Raw genomic sequence first — 20,989 nt, forward strand, 5'->3', positions numbered from 1 at the left:
CGGCGTCAGCGTCCGCTGAGCAGCCCCCGCAGACGCGCCGCGGGCGTCAGCCCGCGGTGTTGACCATCGAGGCCGCCGCGTACGTCAGGTACTTCCACAGCGTGTGCTCGTGCTCCTCGGACAGGCCGAGTTCCTCGACGGCGACCCGCATGTGCTTCAGCCACGCGTCGTGCGCCGCCCGGTCGACCGTGAAGGGCGCGTGCCGCATCCGCAGCCGGGGGTGGCCGCGGTTGTCGCTGTACGTCGTCGGGCCGCCCCAGTACTGGATGAGGAACAGCGCGAGGCGCTCCTCGGCCGGGCCCAGGTCCTCCTCGGGGTACATGGGCCGCAGCAGCGGGTCCTCGGCGACTCCCTCGTAGAAACGGTGGACCAGCCGGCGGAAGGTCTCCTCCCCGCCGACCTGCTCGTAGAAGGTCTGCTCCTGAAGCGTGCCGCGCCGAATCTCATTCACGCGATCCATGGTCTCAGACGCCCCGGCATAGGACTCAAGACCTAGGACCCAGCCCCTGCCCTCCGGCCCCTGCCCCTACTGTGGAGACATGGTCGGCCACGCACCCGGCAGGGAACCCGACGGTCTCGCGGCCGCCGCGCGGGCGGCGCTGGTGCGGCGGATCGAGGCGAGCGGGGCCTGGGCCGGAGACCCGGGCTGGCGGGAGGCCTTCGCGGCCGTCCCGCGGCACCTCTTCGTGCCGTACTACTACGTCGGTGTCGCCCGCGGCTACGAGCGCCGCTGGGGCGAGAGCGCCGACCCCGGGGCGCGGGAGCGGTGGCTGCGCGGCGCCTACGAGGACACCCCGCTGGCCACCCGGCTGCGCGACGGCGAGCTGCTGTCCTCCAGCAGCCAGCCGTCCCTGATGGCGGACATGCTGGCCGCGCTGGGGGTGCGGGACGGTCACACGGTCCTGGAGATCGGCGCCGGCACCGGCTACAACGCGGCGCTGCTGGCCCACCGGCTGGGCGACGACAAGGTCACGACCGTCGACCTCGACCCGGAGATCACCGAGTCGGCCCGCCGGCACCTGGCGGCCGCCGGGTACCACCCGGTCGTCGTCACCGGCGACGGGGCCCGGGGCGTGCCCGAGCGCGCGCCGTTCGACCGGATCATCGCCACCTGCGCCCTGGGCTGCGTCCCGCGCGCCTGGGTGGCCCAGAGCCGCCCCGGGGGCCGGATCCTCATGCCGCTGGCCACCGGTCTGATCCTGCTGACGGTGACCGGTGCGGGGCACGCCGAGGGACGCTTCCTGCACACGCCCGCCTACTTCGTGCCGCTGCGCGGCGCCGGCCGGCCCGGGGGCGAGCCGTTGCAACTGGGCGGGGTGCCGCACCGGGCCCGGGAGGACGACCTGTTCCGGTTCCTGCTGGCCCTGACCCGGGGCAGCCTGGACCCGCAGGAGGCCCACGCGCTGTGGGAGCAGGAGGGCAGACCGCAGCGCGAGCGCTACGGCATCACGGTCGGCGAGGAGGCGGAGTGGGCCTGGCTTGACGACCCGGAGGGGCCGTACGCCTGGCCCCTCCCGTCGTGAACGAGCCCGGTGATCCGCCTCAGCCGCGGCGGATCGTGATCGTCGTCCAGGCGCCCACGTGCACCCGGTCTCCGTCCTGGAGCGGTACGGGGACGAAGGGCTGGATCGGTTCGTCCGACCCGTTCACCGTCGTGCCGTTCGTCGAGTTCTGGTCGACGACCGCCCAGCTGCCGTCCGGCTGCTGGACCAGCACCGCGTGCTGGTGCGAGACGCCCGGGTCCTCCGGCGGCGTCGACAGGTCGATGTCGGGGGTGTCGCCGGTGGAATGCCGGCGGCGGCCGATCGTGAGCTGGTTTCCGGAGAGCGTGCGCTGCTGCTCGGGCGAGTACGCGGGCAGGTTCAGGCCCGCCGCCTCGGGGCCGGAGCGCTGCATCATCGCCATGAAGTAGTCGCGGTCCGGGCCGATGGTCACGGTCCACGTCGCGGGTCCCTGGGGCGCCTGGGGCTGCTGAGGGAAGCCGCCGGGGCCGGGCGGGGCCTGGGTCGCGCCGGGCTGCGGGTAGCCGTAGCCGCCCTGACCGGGGCCGCCGGGGCCACCCTGGCCGCCCGGGCCTGAGGTCGGCGGGGAGATCACCCAGTCGTCGTCACCGCCGCCGAAGGACGGACCGCCCTGCTGCGGGGGCCGCTGGGTCTCCTGGGGGAACCCGGGCGGGGCCGGCGGGCCGGACTGGTGGAACGCCTGCGGGGCACCACCGGGGCCGCCGGGACCACCGGGTCCGGGCGGGACCGGCCGCGAGGGGTCGGCACCGAAGCCGCCAGGGCCACCGGGACCAGGACCACCGGGTCCGCCCGGGCCGGGAGGACCGCCGAAGCCACCGGGGCCGCCGGGTCCGGGCGAAGTCGGGGCAGCGCCGGGCTGCGGGTAGCCGTAGCCGCCGCCCTGCGGGCCGCCGGGGCCGGGACGGCCGGACGGGTCGCTGCCGAACGGCGGGATCGGCTCGGCCGGGCGGTTCACCTGGGACGGGCGGGAGCCGTGGTACTCGTAGGAGTCACCGCCGCCGTACGACGGACCGGGCGGGCCCTGCCGGCCCGGCGGCGGGAAGTGCGCCCCGGGACCGGACGGCGGGGCCGCGGGGGTGTACGACGTCGCCGTGTTCGTCAGGAAGTTCCACCGGCACTCCTCGCAGAACGGCGCACCGCCCTCACGGGGCGTACGGCACTGCGGGCAGAGCTCCGGCTCGGCGTTCGGCACGGCGGACAGGTGCGGCGGGCGTCCACCGGGCTGGCCGCCGGGGCCCTGCGGGCCCCCCTGGCCGGCGGGGGGCGGGAAGCCGTAGCCACCGGGCGGCGGCGGGGGAGGAGGCGGAGGCACGGCACCCGCCATGCGGTGACCGCAGACCTCGCACCAGTCGTCGGAACCCGACTGGTGTCCGTTCGGGCAGGTCGGCATGTCGGCGCGTCCCTCCTTCGATCTCTTCTAGGTCACTTCTTGACGCGAACGGTCTTGGTGGAACGGGTTTCGAGCGTCATCTCGTCAGCCTCCGCGACCTTCGCCTTCAGTCGCACAGTACCGGTCGCGGCATCGACCACGTCCACCACCTTCGCAAGCAGTTTCGCAGTATCGGCGTTCCCGGAGGCACTCGCGAGCTGAACAGCCCGGCCCAGTTTGGCCGTTGCTCCATCCATATCGCCTGACTTGCGAAGATCCAGCCCTTGTTGGATGACTTGTGCCAGTTCGGCCTGCCCGGTGTAGTGGGCGACCTGAGGGTTGATCGACGTCGAGGCGACCATGTCGTCCGTCCACACGGCCCGCACCAGACCCTGCGCGCCGAGGTTGTGGACGCTGCCGTCGGGCTGCGGAACGACCAGTGAGATCCGGGCCGCCAGCATCTCCTGCCCGATGTTCGCGACCGGGACCTGCACACAGACGTGGTAGTCACGCGACTCATCTCCCCAGGAACCAAGGGGGTAGTCGCCGGCGCGCGGGCCCGCCTCGGTGCGCCGGCCGGTCAGTTCCTCGACCGTCGGGGCGACCTGTTTGACGAACTTCACGGTCGTGTCGACCGGGGTCCACAGCCGCAGCGAGACGTCCGCGACCTCCTTGCCCATCGCCGTTTCCATCATCTGCGTGAAGTCGGCGGCGAGCGCGGCCGGGTCGGCGACGATGTCGGCGGTGCCGAGCAGCGCGGAGGCGATCCCTGTGACTTCTTTCACTTCCCAGTCGGTGCCCACGCCACGCGCGTCACACGTGAAGCGCCCGGCGCATGCGTCGAGCGCGGCTTTGAGGTCCTGGGGCGACTCGTGCTCGTTGCGGCCGTCGGTGAGCAGGATGCCGTGCCGGATCGCGACGTCCGCGGAGGACAGCAGGCGGTCGGCCAGCTTCAGCCACGTGCCGATGGCCGTTCCGCCGCCCGCGCTGAGCGAGCGCAGCGCCTGCTTGGCCTGCTCCCGGGTGGTGGTGTCGGCGACCGCGACGCGCCCGCCGCCCGGGTAGACCTCCTTCGCCACGTGCGTCCCGCCGATCACCGCGAAGTGCACCCCGTCGCGCAGGGTGTCGATCGCCGCGGCGGTGGCGTCCCGGGCGTTGCGCATCTTGGTCGGCGGGTAGTCCATCGACCCCGAGCAGTCGACCATGATCGCCACGGCCGCCGACGGGCCCTGGCCGGGCGCGTAGAGGTGGGGCGCCGCGACCGCGCTGCCGATCGTGCCGCCGCCGGTCGCCGTCACCGTGACGATGGCGTTGACCTCGCCGGCACCCTCCGGCAGGTACTCGTTCTGGTAGACGTCCACCGAGAACTGGGGCGCGTTCGACTTCGAGAAGTTGGCCATGCCTGCTTCGATCCCCCTTCAAAGCCCCCGCCGCGGCGGGGTGATGACAGTAGGCGGACCGGTCCCCTCCGGTCCGCCGAGGCGTCCCCGTACGTGGCCTCAGGCCGATCCTGCCCCCTGGGGCACGGCCGGGAACGGCACGAGCGCCACTGTTACGTTGTCGTGGCCCCCGCCGTCCAGGGCGTGACCGACGAGCACCCGGGCACTGTGCAGTGGATGCGCGGTGGCGTCGAGGGGGACGACGCGGGCCATCTCCTCGGCCGCCTCCGCGTAGTTCCACAGGCCGTCCGTGCAGACCACGACCACACCGGGCCGGTCCGGTTTGAACGCGGCGGTGTGCGGCTCCAGTTCGTAGGCGTCGGCGCCGAGCCAGCCGGTGATCGCGTGGGCGCGTTCGTCGGCGTAGGCCTCCGCCTCGTTCATCAGGCCGGCGGCGACCATCTGCGCGGCCCAGGAGTCGTCCTCGGTGAGCCGGGCGGGGGGAGCGCTCCGGTCGACCGGCACCCAGTAGGCGCGGCTGTCGCCGACCCAGCCGACGATCAGCAGACCCGACGTCACCACGGCGCCGACGATGGTGCACGCGGGGGCGTTCTGGTGCGGGGCCTGCTCGCGTGCCGTGGCCGGTTCCGCGGCGAGCGAGTTGACGGCACGGGAGGCGGCGAGGATCGCGTCGTGCATCGCCTGCTGCGGGTGCGTGCCGCGCGGCAGCGCCGACAGCAGCGTCTCGCTCGCCGCCTTGGACGCCGCCGCGGAGGCGTCGTCGGGGCGGGTCGCCGAGGAGACGCCGTCGCAGACGATCGCGACGGAGGCGGGCGAGCCGTCGGGCAGCGTGGTGGTGCCGACGGCGAACGCGTCCTCGTTGCGGTGGTGGCGCAGACCGCGGTCGCTGACCGCGGCCACCGGGCCGGACTCCTGCTCCATGTGGTCCCGTTCGCGCGGCTGGGCGTGGCCGCAGTTCTCGCAGTAGCCGTCGTCGTCCACGCGGCCGGCCCGGCAGGCGACGCAGACCTTGCCGCCGGCGCCCGCGGCCTGCGCCGCGGGGTCGGCGGACACCCGTGGGTCCGGTGCCTGGAGGAGGTACTCGTCGGGCTGTGTCTGGTAGATCTCCGGTGACGCGGCGGGCTCGTCGGGCCGCGGCGGCCGGTCGAAGCGCACGCCCCCGGCCGCGGCCGGCGGGGCGCTCGGCGGCGGAGGCGCCTCTGGCGGCAGGGCGGATCCTCCCGGGCCGCTGCCCGGGAGGCCCGACGGCAGGTGCACCGCCTCCGGGGCGCCCGCGCCGTCCGGCCCGGGAGCGGGCCAGGCCGCGCCGGCGGGGGGCGCCGGCGGGGGCTCGGGATACGCGCCGGCCGGAGGGCCCTGGGCGGGCACCGAGCCGTTCAGGGCGATGGTCGGGTTGTCCTGCGGCCGTTCCGGCACGGCGGACAGGTCGTATCCGCACGCGCCGCAGAAACGGTCACCCGATTCGAGGGGTTCCTCGCAACTCGGGCAGGCGGACAACTGGGGCATCTGCGACATCAACTACACCCACGTCCGGGGGCGGTAACGATTGGCACGTTCCACCAGGTCGATCCTCTCCTCGCCGCCCCGCGCCAGCCGGGCCAGCGTGCGGTACGAGCGTTCCAGACCGAAGCGCAGGCCCCGCTCGTCCAGGCCGCTGCCGAGCAGCGTCCGTCCCCCGGCGGCGGGAGGGGCGGAACCCTGGCCCCCGGAGAGTACCCAGTCCAGCGCGCAACCGAGGACTTCGGCCGACAACCGCTCCCGGCGCGCCGGATCCAGACCGTACGCCTCCAGCGCCTCGACCTGCGCGGCGGAGGCCGTCAGATCCCCCAGGAACGCGGCGTCGGCGGCGGTCGGCGTGCGCTGCCGCAGCCGTGCCCGGACGGCCGCGACCCGCGCCGCCGTGTAGTGGATGGAGGACTCCGGGACCGACTCCAGCGTCCGTACGGCACCGTGCCGGTCCCCGGTCGCCAGCTGGACGCGGGCCAGGCCGAACGCGGCGCTCACATAGCTCGGGTCGGTGGACCACACCAGCCGGTAGTACTCGGCAGCGTTGTCGAGCTGGCCCAGCACCTCCGCGCACAGGCCGAGCGCCAGCTTGGGCGCGATCTCGCCCGGGAAGGCGTCGTAGATCGCGTCGAAGGCGAGGGCCGCGCCCTCGTCGTCGCCCGTCACCAGCGCCGCCACGCCCCGGTACCAGACCACCCGCCAGTCGTCGGGCCGCTCACCCTCCAGCGCGACCAGCTCCCGCAGCGCCGCGACCGGGTCACCGGTCTCCAGCCAGGCCCGGATCTGCCGCAGCCGCGTCTCGATCGACGGGGCCGGCGCGGCAGCCAGGGCGCCGAGGAGCTCGCCCGGCGCCGAGGTCATCAGGCCCGCCAGGAAACCGGCGTTGGGGTCGGTCGGGTCGACGCGCGGGACGGGCAGGGCGAAGGCGGCGGCCGGGGTGTCGACGGGCCTGACGAGGCTGTGCGGGCCCTCGGGCCCCCGCGGGTGCGGCAGGCCGGCCGGGGCGCCGGCGCGAGCCCGGGCGGGTACCACCCGCGTGCCCAGGCGGGACACCTCGCCGTCCAGCCGCGGGAACAACTCGGTGTCCGTCACCCGCAGTTCCGGGCCGAACAGCGTGGACAGGGCGGGGCGGGCACGGCCCGTCTGGAGGGAGACGACCTCCCGCAGGACGCCCGTCAGCTGCTCGGTCATCTCCTGCGCGGAGGCGAACCGGCGGGCAGGGTCCGGATCCGTGGCGCGCACCAGGAGCCGGTAGAACGACTCGTACTGCCGGAACACCTCGATGTGGTCCGGGTCGGGCAGGGAGTCGGCGTAGACGTTCGTGTAGCCCTGGAAGTCGAAGGTCATGACCGCGAGGGTCCGGGCGACCGTGTACAGGTCACTCGCCACCGACGGGCCCGCCTCGGCGACCTCCGGGGCCTGGTAGCCGACGGTGCCGTAGATGGCCGACTCCTCGTCGTCCATCCGGCGCACCGCGCCCATGTCGATCAGCTTGAGCTGGTCCTCGGTCTGGATGGCGTTGTCGACCTTGAAGTCGCAGTACAGCAGGTTGCGGCTGTGCAGGTGCCCGAGTGCCTCCAGCGCCTCGATGCCGTACGCGCAGGCCTGCTCCACCGGCAGCGGGTCGCGTCTGCCCTGGGCGGTGCGGCGGGCGTTGGCGATCTCCTTGAGGGACTTGCCGCCGACGTACTCCATGACGATGTAGCCGTCGAGCGAGCCCGTGCGCTGGTCCAGATGCTCCACGAAGTTGTAGATCCGCACGATGTTGGCGTGCTCGATCTCCGCGAGGAACCGCCGCTCGGAGATCGCCGCCGCCATCGCGTCCTGGTCGCCCGTGTCCAGCAGGCCCTTGAGAACCACCCAGCGGTCGGAGACCGCCCGGTCGACGGCGAGGTAGATCCAGCCCAGCCCGCCGTGCGCGAGGCAGCCGACCACCTCGTACTGGCCGTGCACCACGTCCCCGGACTTCAGCTTCGGCACGAAGGAGTACGGGTGGCCGCACTTGGTGCAGAAGCCCTCCGTGCGGCCCGGCCGGTCGCCGCGCGCCCGGCCCACCGGGGAGCCGCAGTCCGAGCGCGAGCAGAACCGCTTCCGCTCGGGCACCTCCGGGTTGTCCAGGACCATCTCGCGCGGGTCGGGCCGCGGGATCGGCGGCACCTGCACCAGCCCGGCGCCCAGCCGGCCGCGGGATCCGGAACCGGCGGTCGAGCCGGAGCTGCGCACCGACACCGAACGGCCCGTCGACTTCCCCGACAGGGATCGCGACAGGCGCCCCGACACCGAGCGGCGGGACTTCGACGACTGGGAGGACGTGCGCGAACTGCGGCTGCTGGAGCGGGAACCGCCACTGCCGGACCCGCGGGAGCCACCCCGGCCCCCGGCGGTGACGCCGGTGGGCGGCGAACCGACCATGCCCGCCCCGGAGGAGGGACCCCCGGCCGCCACGACCGGGGCCAGACCACAGGTGTCGCAGTACAGTTCGCCGCCCCCCACGTCCTCGTACGCGCCCTCGCAGCCGGGGCGCTGGCAGGCGCGTGGCGGCGCACCGGCGGCCTCCTGCGGTGCCTGAGTCATGGACTCCCCCTCGTCACTCATGCGCCCGGCCCCCTCCGGCCGTCCTGCGGCACGTCCTGCCCCGGCACCCGGGGGCCGCCGAGCAGCTCCGCGGCCGCGTGCTGGAAGCGCAGCACCGCCTGCTCGGCGGCCCGCAGGTCGCAGGGGGCGCTCCACAGCATGCGGCGCGCCTTCTCGTACCGCTCCACCAGCAGCGTGTCCTCGGCGAAGCCGTGCCGGGCGACCTTCGCCTTGTACGCGTCGAGACGGCCGCGCAGCTCGGCGCGGACCGCCAGCGGGGCGGTGACCGCCGTCAACGACTCGCGGGCCCGCAGCAGTTCGTCCTCGGCCTTCTGCTCCAGCGACTCCAGCAGCGGCGACAGCCGGTGCCACTGGGCCTGCCTGCGGTACTCGGCCGCAGCCGCCAGCTGCTCCTGCAGCACGGTCGGCGGTCCGCTGACGACCGGCACCTCCGTCGCCGCGATCTTCGCGAGGACCTCGCCGCGTGCCGTGCGCGCCTCGGCGAGCGTGCGGTCCGCGCGGCTGAGGATGTCCCGCAGCCTCACGATGCGCTTCTCGGCGTCCTGGCGGACCGTCAGTACGGCGTCGATCTCGCGGCGGACGTCCTCCAGGGCGCGTGCCTCGCGGTCGTACACCGTCGTGTCCGGCCTTCCGCCGCCGGGCGCCGAACTGCCCTCCGCGGCCAGCCAGAACGCCAGCGGGTCCGAGACCACCTGCTCGCGCAGTTTGGTCAGTATCCGCGTGATGCGCTCCAGGTCGTCACCGGCCGGGTGCTCGCCGGGGCGCACGCCGACCGAGTGCGCGAGCCGTCGGGTGCGCTGGAGTTCGGCCGCGAGCAGGTCGATCCGGGCCGGCAGGGCCGACCAGACCGCGTCCGCGGCCACCACCATGTCCAGGCTCGCCGCGTACAGCTCGTTCATCCGGTCGACGAGGGTGCTGAGCGAGTAGCGCTCGCTGAGCTTCGTCGGACTGCCGTGCAGCGTGGGGGCGTTGGCCGTCGCCGTGGCGCTGCCCGCGACCGTGACGGACTCGCCGTTCAGCAGTTCCGTCAGTTCCACGAGGTCCTCGCGGCTGGACCAGCGGCGGCGGGCCCGGATGTCGCGGGCGGAGCGCAGCGCGTCGGTGTACGCGTCGAAGTACGTCCACAGCAGCGTGATCGACGCCTCCGTGGACGTCCAGCGCTCCTGGGTGACGCCGGTCAGCTCGGCGCCCTCCAGGAGTCTGCGGCCCGCGTGGTCCTGGAGGGCGAGGAGGGAGGTCTCGATCGCCTCGTGTTCCGCGCCGAGCCGCGCCAGCGCACGGTCCACCTCGTCCCGGTCCATCACCGGCCCGGTGGGTCCCGTGACGCCCATCGATCACCTCTCGCTGCGGTCGTGCCCGTCGGGGGGCTTGTCGTCGTGGTCCGGTCGTGTGCCGGTCGTCAGCTCGTGCGGAGGTACTGCGGTGCCGGGGGTTCCGACTTCTTCGCATCCTTGCCCAGTGTTGCCGACAGCCATTGGTCGTACGACGCCTGCCAGCCGTTCGCGGTGTCCTTGCGGTAGTCCACGAGGATCTGGTTGACCCGGCGTACCAGATCGTCCGCGTCCTTCTTCATCGCCACGCCGTAGTACTCGGCAGTGAAGGCGTCGCCCTTGAGCTGGACCGTCGGATCCTGTGCCGCCTGGCTCGCGGCGAGCGCGCCGTCGGTGACCACGGCGTCGACCTCACCGAGCTGGAGCCGCACCAGACAGTCGAGTTGGTTCGGGACGGTGGTGGATATGTCGGTGCTGGCGGGCAGTTCGCCGGCGTTCTGGTCCGCCTCCAGCGTGGAGTACGCCGTGGAACCGGCCGCCGTGCAGACCTTGCGGCCCGCGAGCGTGTCGTCGTAGCCCTTGACGGGCGAGGACTTCGGGGCGAGGACCTGCTGGCCCGTCTTGAAGTAGGGGGCGGAGAAGGCGACGTCGGCGATGCGGGCGCAGTTGATCGTCATCGTGCGGACGACCATGTCCACGCTGCCGTCCTGGATCGCCGGGATGCGCTGGTTGGTGGGGATCGCCTTGAACTGGACGGCGTCGGGGTCGCCGAGGATGTCCTCCGCGATGCGGTGGACCAGGTCGATGTCGAAGCCCTCGAGCTCCGCGGTCTTGCCGCTGTTGGGGTTGCGGTAGCCCCACCGGTAGCTGTTCTGGTCGACGCCGACGACCAGTTTGCGCTTCTCGCCCTTGCGGTTCTTGATCGCCCGGATGGTGTCGCCGTCGGCGGACGAGGGGGAGAGGGTCTGCTTCTCGGGGGCCTCGCAGTCCTCCTCCGCCCTGGCCTCGGCGGTGCGGGTGGTCGCGGTGGTGTTCTGGGCGGACTTCGTGGTCGTGGTGAGCGGCAGGCACAGGGCCACCAGCGCCACCAGGGCGCAGACGACTGCCATCGCGGTCACTCCGCCCCAGCCCCTGAGCGTGTCTCGCACGGTCGTTCCTCCCTTCGCCCCTGGCCCGTTCATCGGTACTCCGACAGCCTGCGGCCGATGCCCAGGACCGCGCCCGCCGCGCCCAGCACCGCCAGTACGGCCACACCCGCCGGCATGCCCGTCAGCGCGTCCCGGCCGTCGCCCGCCGCGCGTTCGAACTCCGTCTCCTCGTGCGCGAGTGCCGTGCGCAGGTTCTCGTCGACGCTGTCGAAGCACTCGCCGGTCGCGTCCTTGGCGCCGATGACCCTGTCCAGCGCCTGCTGGTAGTTGCCGTTCTCGTCCTGCTCGCGGGCCGCGCCGTGGCGCCTCTTCCACTCCTGCATGTTGCCCATGGCGGCGGTGACGGGGCGTTCGCCCGAGGTGTCGTCGGCGAGCTTCTCGGCTGCCGCCAGGTGGGTGGCGAGGGCCTTGATGTCCGTGCCGAAGTCGTAGTCGTAGGCGTCGTACGTCTCTTCGCCGACCTTCTTCGTCTCCGCGCCGCGGGCGACCAGGGTCAGGTTCTCGTTGCCCCGGGCCTTGAGGGAGGCGATGCGCGCGTCGTGCAGGACGTTCAGGGAACGGACGCCGTGGTCGAAGGAGTCGTTCAGGCCCGCGCGGGCGAGGGTGTGGCCGACGACCAGCCAGAGCAGGACGACCGTCGCCGTGGCGGTCGCGGCGACCAGGCCGTGGTTGAGGACCCTGTTCGTCCGCCGGTAGTTGCGGTGCTGGGCCCAGGCGAGGGCGGCCAGGGCGGCGACGCCGAGGGCGATGGCCGCCCAGGGGTAGGGCGTGGCGGCCGCGTAGTCCGCGCCGAGGCGCTGGTTCTCCTTCTGGTAGAGGTCCTCCGCCGCCGGGAGCATCTGCTGCTGCATCTTCTCGTTGGCGTAGCGGAGGTAGGCGCCGCCGACGGGGAAGCCCTGCCGGTTGTACGTGCGGGCGCGCTCCACCAGGCCCTTGTACTCCGGGAGGAGTCTGTTGAGCTTGGCGATCGTCGCCGTGGACGGCGAGTCCGGGTCGGCGTTCGCGGCGGCGTTGACGAGCTTCTCCGCGGCCGTGCGGATGTCGCGCTCGTAGCGGTCGCGGCTGGCGGCCGATTCCTGACCGCCGGCGAGGAAGCCGCTGGAGGCGGCGGTGTTGGCGTCCGCGAGGGAGCGGTAGATGTCGGCGGCGTCCGAGCTGAGGGGCTGGCTGCGGGTGAGGACGTCGTCGGCGGCGGCCGCGCGGTCGGTCATCTGCCAGGCGGTGACGGCGCCGAAGGCGAGGACCAGGAGGGCCAGGAGGGCGCCGATGATGCGCAGACGCCCCGGCTCGGTGGTGGCGGCGGAGCGGAGCTGGTCGAGGCCCTCGGCGAAGGCGGTACGGCGGGGGCCCGTCGGGGGAGTGGGGGTCGCCGGGGCGTTTCCGGGCGGCCGGGTGGCGGGTGCTGCCTGCGCCGGGACCGCCGGCAGGACGGGCAGGCCCGGGCCCGGTGGTGGCGGGCTGCTCTTCGGCGTGTACGTCACTGTGACCTCCCCCATGGTCATCCGTCGCCGCAAGTATCGCTGCCGGGGCCGACATCCGCACCGGCCTTGCCCTGATCTTGATCGGATCGCAGCGTGGCGCACCACCCCTCGCCCCCTCAGGAACACGTACGGCGAGGGGGTTCGGTTCCCGTGGGGTTCCCCGTCCGGCCGGCCCCGGCCGGGAGCGCGACGGTGTCCAGGGGCTTGTCGAGGCGGTCCCGGACCAGGCGGTGCTGGCCGGGACAGACCAGGGCGACGGCGCTTCCGGGAGCGGCCCGGCCGAGGGGCCCGGCGGCGATGGCGGCGGTGACCGCGAGTGGTCCGATGCCGCGCTGGGCGGACCGGGCCATGCCGAGGCGGCGCGGCTGGCCTCGGACTTCACCACCGTGCTCGGTGAATCCGAGGCCACGTACGGGGGCTGACGGGCCTGTCGGTGGCGCCCTTCAGGAAGGGCGCCACCGAAGCCCGCCCGGCTCACGCCCGTAGTACGTCCGCAGCCTCTCCTGTGCCCCCTCCCGCGCTCCGACGGTGTCCAGCCCCAGCAGTGCCGCGCCCAGGACCGGGGCGGCCGTCACCACCTGCGGCATCGCCTTCGGGGCACGGGCTGTCAGCAAGTGCTCGATGTGGTTGTTCAGTTGGGCGTGCCGGGCCGACAGGACGCCGCCGCCCAGGAGGACCGGGGCGGGCTCGTCCAGGAGGTCCAGGCGGGTCAGGGCGACCACCGCCATGGAGACCACCTCCTCGGCCTGGCGTTCCACGATCGTGCGGGCGATCGTGTCGCCGTCGGCGGCGGTGGCGAAGAGGACCGGGGTCAGTTCGTGGCGCCGGAGCACCGGGATGTGCTCCAGGTGCAGCGCCTCCACGAGGGCGTACACGGACGGCAGTCCGAAGTGGGCGGGGAGGGTGCGGGACAGGGCGGTGGGGGCACCGCGGCCGTCCTCCGCCCGGGACGCGTGCCACAGGGCCTCCTCGGACAGGCCCCAGCCGCCGCCCCAGTCCCCCGAGACTCTGCCCAGGGCCGGGAAGCGGGCCGTGCGGCCGTCGGGGCGCATGCCCACGCAGTTGATGCCCGCGCCGCAGACGACCGCCACGCCCCGGGGTTCCGCCGCACCGGCCCGCAGGATGGCGAAGGTGTCGTTGCGGACCGTCACCGTCGCGCCCCACGCGCGGGCCCGCAGCGCCGCCGCCAACCGGTCCTCCTCCACGGGGAAGTCGGCGTTCGCCAGGCACGCCGAGACGTGCGTGACCGAGGTGAGCCCCGCGGCGGTGAGGGCCTTCGTCACGGTCTGCGCCAGGTCGTCCACCGCCGCGTCCACTCCCACGGCCGGCGGGCGGAAGCCGCCCCCGCGTGCCGTGGCGAGGACGTCCCCGTCCGCCGTCACGATCGCGACGTCCGTCTTGCTGTTGCCCGCGTCGATGGCGAGGACTCGTGCGGTCAGGCCCACGCGAGGTGCTCCCGGTTGTGTGCGATCAGCCGGTCGGTGAGCGTCTCGGCGTACGCGTACTGCCCGACGAGGGGATGGGAGAGCAGGGCACGCAGGACACGGTCCCTGCCGCCGTGCAGGGCGGCCCGGAGGGCCAGGTCCTCGTAGGCCGTCACGCTCGCCATCAGGCCGGCGCAGAGGGGATCCACGGGGGGCACAGGCAGCGGAGCCGCGCCCTTGGACCCCACCGCCGCCTGCACCTCGATCACCGCGTCGTCGGGCAGGAACGGGAGCGTGCCCCGGTTGTACGTGTTCACCACCTGGTACGGCGAGCCGCCGCCGCCCAGCAGGGCCGCCGCCAGGTCCACCGCCGCCTCCGAGTAGAAGGCGCCGCCCCGCTGGGCGAGCAGCTCCGGCTTCTCGTCCAGGGCCGGGTCCGCGTACATCGCGAGCAGTCGGCTTTCCATCGCCGCCACTTCGGCCGCTCGGGACGGTTTCGTCCTCAGTTCCCTCACGACCTCGTCGTGCGCGTAGTAGTAGCGCAGGTAGTAGGAGGGGACCACGCCCAGGGTGTCGAGCAGGGGGCGGGGCAGGCGGAGGTCCGCGGCGATCGTGTCGCCGTGCTCGCCCAGCAGTTTCGGCAGGACGTCCTCGCCTTCCGGGCCGCCCAGGCGTACGGCCGTCTCCCAGGTGAGGTGGTTGAGGCCCACGTGGTCGAGGTGGACGTCCGACGGCGTCACGTTCAGCAGGCCGGCGAACTTGCGCTGGAGGCCGATCGCCACGTTGCACAGGCCCACCGCCTTGTGGCCCGCCTGGAGCAGGGCGCGGGTGACGATGCCCACCGGATTCGTGAAGTCGATGATCCAGGCCCCGGGGTTGGTACGGCGGACGCGGTCCGCGATGTCCAGGACGACCGGGACCGTGCGCAGGGCCTTCGCCAGCCCGCCGGCGCCGGTGGTCTCCTGGCCCACGCAGCCGCATTCCAGGGGCCAGGTCTCGTCCTGCTCGCGGGCCGCCTGGCCGCCCACGCGCAGTTGCAGGAGGACCGCGTCAGCGCCGTCCACGGCCTCGTCCAGGTCGCTGGTCGTGGTGACGCGGCCCGGGTGGTCCTGGCGGGCGAGGATGCGGCGGGCCAGGCCGCCGACCAGGTCGAGACGGTCCTGGGCGGGGTCCATCAGGACCAGTTCCTCGACGGGCAGGGTGTCCCTCAGGCGGGCGAAGCCGTCCACGAGTTCGGGGGTGTAGGTCGAGCCTCCGCCGACCACGGTGAGTTTCATGTCTGCTTAACCCTTTACTCCGGTGAGCGTGACACCCTCGACGAACGCCTTCTGGGCGAAGAAGAACACGAGGATCACGGGGGCCATGACCAGCACGGTGGCGGCCATGGTGAGGTTCCAGTCGGTGTGGTGCGCGCCCTTGAACGACTCCAGGCCGTAGGAGAGCGTCCAGGCGCCAGGGTTCTCCGAGGCGTAGATCTGGGGGCCGAAGTAGTCGTTCCACGCGTAGAAGAACTGGAAGAGGGCCACTGCGGCTATGCCCGGCTTGGCCATCGGCAGAACGACCTTCAGCAGCGTGCGCAGGTCACCGCAGCCGTCCACCTTGGCCGCGTCCACGTACTCGTCGGGGATCGTCGTCAGGAACTGGCGCAGCAGGAAGATCGAGAACGCGTCGCCGAACGCCATGGGGATGATCAGCGGCCAGAGCGAGCCGGACAGGTCCAGCTGCTTCGCCCAGAACAGGTACATCGGGATGACGACCACCTGCGGCGGCAGCATCATCATCGAGATGACCAGCATCAGCGCGAGATTGCGGCCGCGGAAGCGGAACTTGGCCAGGGCGTAGGCGACGGGGATCGAGGAGACGACCGTGAGAACCGTGCCCAGGCCCGCGTAGACGAGGGTGTTCCTCCACCAGGTGAGGAAGCCGGGGGTGTCGAGGACCTCGGCGTAGTTGCCCCACTCCCAGGTGTGCGGGATCAGGTCGCGGCTCAGCGCCTGGCTGTCGCTCATCAGGGAGGTGAGGAAGACGAAGACGAAGGGGAGCGTGAAGAAGAGGGCCGCCGCGATGCCGAGCGAGTGGATCGCGATCCATTCCAGCAACGCCCTGCGGTGGGCGGTGCGTTCCGACGGGGAGGGCGGGGTCTTCAGCTCCAGGGGCTTGTCGAGCAGCTGTGTCATCGTTCACCTGCCTGGATCAGGCCGCCCCGGCGGCGCATCAGGAGGGCTGTGAAGGCCATGGAGAGGGTGAAGAGGACCAGGGCCACCACACAGGCCGAGCCGTAGTCGAAGCGCTGGAACCCCAGGTTGTAGACGAGTTGGGGAAGGGTGAGGGTCGACTTGTCGGGGTAGCCGGGCTCGAACAGGGTGCCCGCACCCTGGATCACGCCCGAGGCGACCTTTCCGGCGATCAGCGGCTGGGTGTAGTACTGCATCGTCTGGATCACGCCCGTGACGACCGCGAACATGACGATCGGCGAGATGTTCGGGAGCGTGACGTAGCGGAAGCGCTGCCAGGGGCTCGCGCCGTCCAGTTCGGCCGCCTCGTACTGCTCCTTCGGCACGTCGAGCAGGGCCGCCATGAAGATGACCATCAGGTCGCCGATGCCCCACAGGGCCAGCAGGGTCAGGGCCGGCTTCGACCAGGTGGGGTCGTTGAACCAGCCGGGGGTGGGCAGACCGGCCCTGTCGAGGAGCGAGTCGACCGGGCCCGTGCCGGGGTTGAGGAGGAAGGCGAAGGCCATCGTGGCCGCGACCGGCGGGGCCAGGTAGGGCAGGTAGAAGAGGGTGCGGAAGACACCCGTGGCCGTCTTGATCCTGGTGATCAGCAGGCCCACGCCCAGGCCGAAGGCGACCCGGAGCGTGACCATGACGACGACCAGCCACAGGGTGTTGCGCAGGGCGGGCCAGAAGAGGGGGTAGTGCTCGAAGACGTACGCCCAGTTCTTCGTGCCCGCCCACGCAGGCGGTTTGAAGCCGTCGTACCGCATGAACGAGAAGTAGACGGTGGAGAGCAGGGGGTAGGCGAAGAAGACCGAGAAGCCGATCAGCCAGGGCGACAGGAACGCCAGGGTGCGCAGGGCCGAGCGGCGGTGTTTCGCGCGCAGGGTGGGAGTGCTCATGGCCTACTTCGCCTGCGCGATGTCCGTGTCGATCTGCCGGGCGGTTTCCCGAAGGCCCTGCTTCAGGTCGGTCGCCCTGCCGCTCTCGTAGTCGTAGCCGAACTGCTGGACGGTCGTGAGGTAGACGCCGCCGTTGACGGAGGCGGGGGCCGTGGTGGAGTGCGGGTTCGCGGCGATCTCCAGGAACGTCTTGAACCGTGGGTCGTACTTCAGCTTCGGGGACTTCAGGGCCGCCAGCGTCGAGGGTACGTTGTGGATGGCGTTGGAGAAGTCCACCACCGCGTCCGTGTCGGTGGTCATGTACTTCACCAGCTCCCAGGCCGCGTTCTGCTTCCTGCTGGTCGCGGCGATGCCGGCGATGGTGCCGGTGATGTAGCCCTTGCCGTACTGGTCGGCCTGGTCGTCGGGGACGGGCAGCGGGGCCACGCCGATGTCGAACTTCGGCTTGGTGTCCAGGGCCATGCCCAGACGCCACTCACCGTCGAGCTGCATGGCGACCTGGCCGGTGTGGAAGGGGTGCTTGGGGCCCCACTCGTCACCGAGCTTCGAGCGGTACGTCTCCAGCCTGCGGTAGCCGCCGAGTTCGTCGACCAGCTTCTTCTGGAGCGTGAACGCCTTCTCGAACGCCGGGTCCTTGCCGACGTTCGACTTGCCGTCCTTGTCGAAGTACGTCGGGGAGAACTGGCCGAGGTAGTGCTCGGTGGTGGTCTCCCAGCCGTGGTAGTTCGGCATGAAGCCGAGCTGCTTGTACGAGTCGCCCTGGCGGATCGTCAGCTTCTTCGCGTCCTTCTCGAACTCCGACCAGGTCTTGGGCGGGGTGGTGATGCCGGCCTTCTCGAACGCCGTCTTGTTGTAGTAGAGGCCGTAGGCGTCCCCGAGGAGGGGGACCGCGCAGCGGTCGCCGTCGAACTGGGTGTACTCGTTCATCGCCTTCGGGAAGGTCTGCCGCGGGTCGACGCCCGACTTCTCGAAGAACGGGTTGAGGTCCACCAGGGCGCCCGAGGAGCAGAACTTGCCGACGCTGTTCGTGGTGAACGACGAGATCACGTCCGGGGCCTTGCCGCCGCCGGTGCGCAGGGCCTGGTTCATCTTGTCGTCCGTCATGTTGCCGACGACGTCGACGTGGATGTTGGGGTGCGCCTTCTCGAACCCCGTGACCAGGTCCTGGACGGCCTTCACCTCCGAGGGCGCGCTCCAGGCGTGCCAGAAGGTGATGGTCGTCTCCTTGGACGCGTCGTCGCCCGCACCGGCGTCGGACTGGCCGGTGCACGCGGTGGCGAGGAGGGCGAGGGAGGCGGAGGCGGCGAGTGAGATGACTGTTTTTCTGGATTTTCCGGGCATGGCGGAGCTCCCTGAGGACGGGGAAGAGGGGGAGACGGGGTATGCGGAAGGGGGGTGGGTCAGCGGGAGGTGTCGAAGACCTCGTCGCGCGTCGTCGCGAGGGCGCTCTCCAGGGCGCCGCGCAGCACGGGGTGTTCACGGACGTCGCCCACGACCAGGCGCGGGCGGGAGGCGGCCAGCTCTTCCAGTTCGGCCTGGACGAGGGCGCGCAGGGGCTCGCCGCCCGACGTGAGGGATGCGCCGCTCAGCACGACGAGTTCGGGGTCGAGGACCGAGACCAGCGAGGCCAGACCGGTGGCCAGCCGGGTCGCGTAGGTCCCGAGGAGGTGCCGGTGGGCGTCGTCGTCCGACCGCGCCGCCCTGGCGAGCAGTTCGGCGGCGGCCTCGGCGTACGGCCCCTGAGGGATGTCCTGGATGCCGAGCTCCCCGGCCAGCCGGGGAACGGCCTGCGAACCGGCGAGTTCCTGGTAGCCGCCGCTGTTGGCCTTGGTGACCTGGCGGACCAGGGGGGTGCCCGGCACCGGCAGGAAGCCGACCTCGCCGGCGCCGCCGGTCCAGCCGCGGTGCAGCCGGCCGCCCAGCACCAGGGCGGCGCCCAGGCCCTCCTCGTTCCACAGCAGCACGAAGTCCGTGTGGCCCCGGGCCGCGCCGAGGCGCTGCTCGGCGAGCGCGACCAGATTGACGTCGTTCTCGTACTCGAACGGCATCGGCAGCGCGGCGGCGAGCTCGTCCAGCAGGGTGGGGGAGTGCCAGCCGGGAAGGTGGGAGGCGTAGCGCAGCCGGCCGGTGGCCGGGTCGAAGGCGCCGGGAGTGCCGATGACCAGGCGGTGGATGTCGTCCCGGGCGAGGCCCGCCGCTTTCACCGCGCCGTCCAGGGCGTCGGTGACCTGCTGGACGACCGGGGTGCCGGTGCGCCGGCCGGGGGTGGGCAGCTCGTGGCGGCCGACCGTGCGGCCGGTGATGTCGGCGACGGCGGCGAGGATCCGCTGGGGAGTGACGTCGAGCCCGGCCGCGTAACCGGCCGCCGGGTTGACCTCGTAGAGCTGGGCGCTGGGCCCCGGCCGGCCTTCGGTGGTGCCGGTGGCCAGGACGAGGCCCGCCGCCTCCAGGCGGGCCAGCAGCTGGGAGGCGGTCGGCTTGGACAGGCCGGTGAGCTTGCCGATCCGGGTGCGGGAGAGCTGTCCGTGCTCCAGCAGCAGGTCGAGGGCGGCCCGGTCGTTCATGGCGCGCAGGACGCGCGGGGTGCCCGGCGTGCCGGCGGTTCCTGCCATGCGTGTCCACACCTGCCCTTCGGCTGCTCAGCTTCTCAGTGATCAGGCGGGGAAGTCCATCGGACGGCCCTGCCCTCGAGATCATTGTTAGGAAAGTTTCCTATCGGTGGGAGGAAGGTAGGCCCGGTGTCACACGGGCGTCAAGAGGGGACGGCCTGTCGTGGGCCGGTCCTGTCTGGTGGACCTGTCTGCCGGACATGCCAGGAGGGCGGTGCCCGGCAGAACCGGACACCGCCCTCCTTCGTCGGGTGTGCTGCTACTTCGTGGTGCTCGTCGGCGTGGGGGGAGCGAGCGGGGACGCCGCCGCCGACTGCGGGGACGCCGTGTTCGCGTACACCGACGGCGCGGCCATCCCCGCCGTCGGGTCGACGGGCTGCTCCTCCACCGAGGCCGTGGCGCCGCCGACGATCCGGATGTCCGCCGCGTCGAAGGCCCGCTTGACGCGCCAGCGCAGCTCGCGCTCCACGGTCAGGGACTTGCCGGGCATCGTCTTGGCCGTGACGCGCACGACCATGGAGTCCAGCAGCACGCTGTCCAGGCCCAGGACCTCGATCGGGCCCCACAGCAGTTCGTTCCAGGGCTCCTCGGCGCTCATCTTCTCGGCGACCTCGTCCAGGGTGGCCTTGACCTTGTCCAGGTCCTCGCCGGCGTGCACGGTGACGTCGACGTTGGCCGTGGCCCAGCCCTGGGAGAGGTTGCCGATGCGCTTGACCTCGCCGTTGCGGACGTACCAGATCTCACCGCCGTCGCCGCGCAGCTTGGTCACACGCAGGCCCACCTCGATCACCTCGCCGGAGGCGACGCCCGCGTCGATCGTGTCGCCGACGCCGTACTGGTCCTCCAGGATCATGAAGACGCCGGACAGGAAGTCCGTGACGAGGTTGCGGGCACCGAAGCCGATCGCGACACCGGCGACACCGGCCGAGGCCAGCAGCGGGGCGAGATTGATCTGGAAGGTGCCGAGGATCATCAGCGCCGCGGTGCCGATGATCAGGAACGACGCCACCGAGCGGAGCACCGAGCCGATGGCCTGCGAGCGCTGCCGCCGGCGCTCGACGTTCACGAGCAGGCCGCCCAGCGCGCTGCCGTCCACGGACTGGACGGTCCGGTTCATGCGGTCGATCAGCTTGGTGATGGCCCGTCGTACGAAGACCCTCAGCACTGCGGCTATGACGACGATGAGCAGGACCCGGAGCCCGATCGCCAGCCACGTCGACCAGTTCTGCTCGACCCAGCCGGCGGCGTTCGTCGCGCTCTCCTGGGCGTCCTGGAGCGAAGGCACTCTCGGGGACTGGGTATCCGAGGGGGTCGGCGACGGTGACGGGTCGGCGGCCATCAGGACGGCGTCCGCGAGGGACAGGGACACGGCAGGTACCTCCAGGTGCAGCGGTCCGCCCCGGTGCGGTGGTTCAGGGGGTCAAGGTCACGGCAGGGTCACCGAAGGGGCAGAACCACCACACTAACGGGGCATTGTGTGTGCTATCGCGGAATGTGTGAAGGAGAGACCGTGCTCACCTGGGCTTGAACAGGCCATGATCCTGG

The 20,989-nt window shown here is 72.3% G+C and carries 17 protein-coding genes; 2 read left to right on the forward strand and 15 right to left on the reverse strand.

Features of this window, described 5'->3' with window-relative positions:
• Positions 1-46: 46 nt before the first annotated feature.
• Positions 47-460 carry a globin gene (locus AB0937_RS02875; RefSeq protein ID WP_234847451.1) on the reverse strand — a complete coding sequence of 138 codons (414 nt, stop codon included), beginning with the start codon at positions 458-460 and terminating at the stop codon, positions 47-49.
• 79 nt (positions 461-539) lie between these two features.
• Between AB0937_RS02875 and AB0937_RS02880 the strand changes: the two genes are divergently transcribed.
• Positions 540-1,523, forward strand: a complete 984-nt coding sequence (locus AB0937_RS02880; protein WP_366709152.1) for a methyltransferase domain-containing protein — start codon at positions 540-542, stop codon at positions 1,521-1,523.
• Positions 1,524-1,542: 19 nt separating this feature from the next.
• Here AB0937_RS02880 and AB0937_RS02885 read toward each other — a convergent pair whose 3' ends face one another.
• The 7 genes from AB0937_RS02885 to AB0937_RS02915 all read right to left on the reverse strand — a co-directional run bounded on the left by AB0937_RS02885 (position 1,543) and on the right by AB0937_RS02915 (position 12,308).
• The gene (locus tag AB0937_RS02885; RefSeq protein ID WP_366709153.1) at positions 1,543-2,913 is read right to left on the reverse strand and encodes an FHA domain-containing protein; all 1,371 of its coding nucleotides are present in this window, start codon (positions 2,911-2,913) and stop codon (positions 1,543-1,545) included.
• A gap of 32 nt (positions 2,914-2,945) precedes the next feature.
• Positions 2,946-4,292 (reverse strand): VWA domain-containing protein, encoded by a 1,347-nt coding sequence (locus AB0937_RS02890; RefSeq protein WP_366709154.1) that lies wholly within the window; start codon positions 4,290-4,292, stop codon positions 2,946-2,948.
• A 99-nt stretch (positions 4,293-4,391) separates the two neighbouring features.
• Positions 4,392-5,807: a PP2C family serine/threonine-protein phosphatase gene (locus AB0937_RS02895; protein ID WP_366709155.1), complete on the reverse strand. Its 1,416-nt coding sequence runs from the start codon at positions 5,805-5,807 to the stop codon at positions 4,392-4,394.
• Between the two features lie 3 nt (positions 5,808-5,810).
• Positions 5,811-8,372: a tetratricopeptide repeat protein gene (locus tag AB0937_RS02900; protein ID WP_366709156.1), complete on the reverse strand. Its 2,562-nt coding sequence runs from the start codon at positions 8,370-8,372 to the stop codon at positions 5,811-5,813.
• Between the two features lie 17 nt (positions 8,373-8,389).
• A complete protein-coding gene (locus AB0937_RS02905; protein WP_366709157.1) occupies positions 8,390-9,724 on the reverse strand; it encodes a hypothetical protein in 1,335 nt (444 codons plus the stop codon).
• Positions 9,725-9,792: 68 nt separating this feature from the next.
• Positions 9,793-10,845 (reverse strand): glutamate ABC transporter substrate-binding protein, encoded by a 1,053-nt coding sequence (locus AB0937_RS02910; RefSeq protein ID WP_366709158.1) that lies wholly within the window; start codon positions 10,843-10,845, stop codon positions 9,793-9,795.
• Entirely contained in the window at positions 10,842-12,308 is a 1,467-nt protein-coding gene (locus tag AB0937_RS02915; RefSeq protein WP_366709159.1) for a hypothetical protein, read from the reverse strand. Before AB0937_RS02915 ends, AB0937_RS02910 begins: the two co-directional genes overlap by 4 nt.
• Before the next feature lie 215 nt (positions 12,309-12,523).
• On the opposite strand from AB0937_RS02915, the gene AB0937_RS02920 reads away from it, so the two are divergent.
• Positions 12,524-12,715: a hypothetical protein gene (locus AB0937_RS02920; RefSeq protein ID WP_366709160.1), complete on the forward strand. Its 192-nt coding sequence runs from the start codon at positions 12,524-12,526 to the stop codon at positions 12,713-12,715.
• A gap of 21 nt (positions 12,716-12,736) precedes the next feature.
• On the opposite strand, the gene AB0937_RS02925 is transcribed toward AB0937_RS02920, so the two are convergent.
• The 7 genes from AB0937_RS02925 to AB0937_RS02955 all read right to left on the reverse strand — a co-directional run bounded on the left by AB0937_RS02925 (position 12,737) and on the right by AB0937_RS02955 (position 20,783).
• Positions 12,737-13,738, reverse strand: coding sequence for a BadF/BadG/BcrA/BcrD ATPase family protein (locus tag AB0937_RS02925; protein ID WP_366709161.1), 1,002 nt, complete (start codon positions 13,736-13,738; stop codon positions 12,737-12,739).
• Positions 13,729-14,994, reverse strand: coding sequence for a 6-phospho-beta-glucosidase (locus AB0937_RS02930; protein WP_366709162.1), 1,266 nt, complete (start codon positions 14,992-14,994; stop codon positions 13,729-13,731). The genes AB0937_RS02925 and AB0937_RS02930 overlap by 10 nt, the downstream gene beginning before the upstream one ends.
• A 6-nt stretch (positions 14,995-15,000) precedes the next feature.
• Positions 15,001-15,894: a carbohydrate ABC transporter permease gene (locus AB0937_RS02935; RefSeq protein ID WP_366709163.1), complete on the reverse strand. Its 894-nt coding sequence runs from the start codon at positions 15,892-15,894 to the stop codon at positions 15,001-15,003.
• Positions 15,891-16,835: a sugar ABC transporter permease gene (locus tag AB0937_RS02940; RefSeq protein WP_366709164.1), complete on the reverse strand. Its 945-nt coding sequence runs from the start codon at positions 16,833-16,835 to the stop codon at positions 15,891-15,893. The genes AB0937_RS02935 and AB0937_RS02940 overlap by 4 nt, the downstream gene beginning before the upstream one ends.
• Positions 16,836-16,838: 3 nt before the next feature.
• A complete protein-coding gene (locus tag AB0937_RS02945; protein ID WP_366709165.1) occupies positions 16,839-18,176 on the reverse strand; it encodes an ABC transporter substrate-binding protein in 1,338 nt (445 codons plus the stop codon).
• 59 nt (positions 18,177-18,235) lie between these two features.
• Complete coding sequence (locus AB0937_RS02950; protein ID WP_366709166.1) at positions 18,236-19,447, reverse strand: ROK family transcriptional regulator; 1,212 nt, start codon at positions 19,445-19,447, stop codon at positions 18,236-18,238.
• A gap of 256 nt (positions 19,448-19,703) precedes the next feature.
• Positions 19,704-20,783 carry a mechanosensitive ion channel family protein gene (locus AB0937_RS02955; RefSeq protein ID WP_366709333.1) on the reverse strand — a complete coding sequence of 360 codons (1,080 nt, stop codon included), beginning with the start codon at positions 20,781-20,783 and terminating at the stop codon, positions 19,704-19,706.
• Positions 20,784-20,989: the final 206 nt, after the last annotated feature.

Origin of the sequence: Streptomyces sp. NPDC047880 (assembly GCF_040706515.1) — a bacterium.
Classification (GTDB): Bacteria; Actinomycetota; Actinomycetes; order Streptomycetales; family Streptomycetaceae; genus Streptomyces.

Coding starts and splice junctions, on each gene's coding strand:
- AB0937_RS02940 (WP_366709164.1), bottom strand. CDS start 16,835: ATGAGCACTCCCACCCTGCGCGCGAAACACCGCCGCTCGGCCCTGCGC.
- AB0937_RS02950 (WP_366709166.1), bottom strand. CDS start 19,447: ATGGCAGGAACCGCCGGCACGCCGGGCACCCCGCGCGTCCTGCGCGCC.
- AB0937_RS02875 (WP_234847451.1), bottom strand. CDS start 460: ATGGATCGCGTGAATGAGATTCGGCGCGGCACGCTTCAGGAGCAGACC.
- AB0937_RS02935 (WP_366709163.1), bottom strand. CDS start 15,894: ATGACACAGCTGCTCGACAAGCCCCTGGAGCTGAAGACCCCGCCCTCC.
- AB0937_RS02895 (WP_366709155.1), bottom strand. CDS start 5,807: ATGTCGCAGATGCCCCAGTTGTCCGCCTGCCCGAGTTGCGAGGAACCC.
- AB0937_RS02910 (WP_366709158.1), bottom strand. CDS start 10,845: ATGAACGGGCCAGGGGCGAAGGGAGGAACGACCGTGCGAGACACGCTC.
- AB0937_RS02915 (WP_366709159.1), bottom strand. CDS start 12,308: ATGGGGGAGGTCACAGTGACGTACACGCCGAAGAGCAGCCCGCCACCA.
- AB0937_RS02905 (WP_366709157.1), bottom strand. CDS start 9,724: ATGGGCGTCACGGGACCCACCGGGCCGGTGATGGACCGGGACGAGGTG.
- AB0937_RS02890 (WP_366709154.1), bottom strand. CDS start 4,292: ATGGCCAACTTCTCGAAGTCGAACGCGCCCCAGTTCTCGGTGGACGTC.
- AB0937_RS02880 (WP_366709152.1), top strand. CDS start 540: ATGGTCGGCCACGCACCCGGCAGGGAACCCGACGGTCTCGCGGCCGCC.
- AB0937_RS02945 (WP_366709165.1), bottom strand. CDS start 18,176: ATGCCCGGAAAATCCAGAAAAACAGTCATCTCACTCGCCGCCTCCGCC.
- AB0937_RS02885 (WP_366709153.1), bottom strand. CDS start 2,913: ATGCCGACCTGCCCGAACGGACACCAGTCGGGTTCCGACGACTGGTGC.
- AB0937_RS02930 (WP_366709162.1), bottom strand. CDS start 14,994: ATGAAACTCACCGTGGTCGGCGGAGGCTCGACCTACACCCCCGAACTC.
- AB0937_RS02955 (WP_366709333.1), bottom strand. CDS start 20,783: ATGGCCGCCGACCCGTCACCGTCGCCGACCCCCTCGGATACCCAGTCC.
- AB0937_RS02900 (WP_366709156.1), bottom strand. CDS start 8,372: ATGACTCAGGCACCGCAGGAGGCCGCCGGTGCGCCGCCACGCGCCTGC.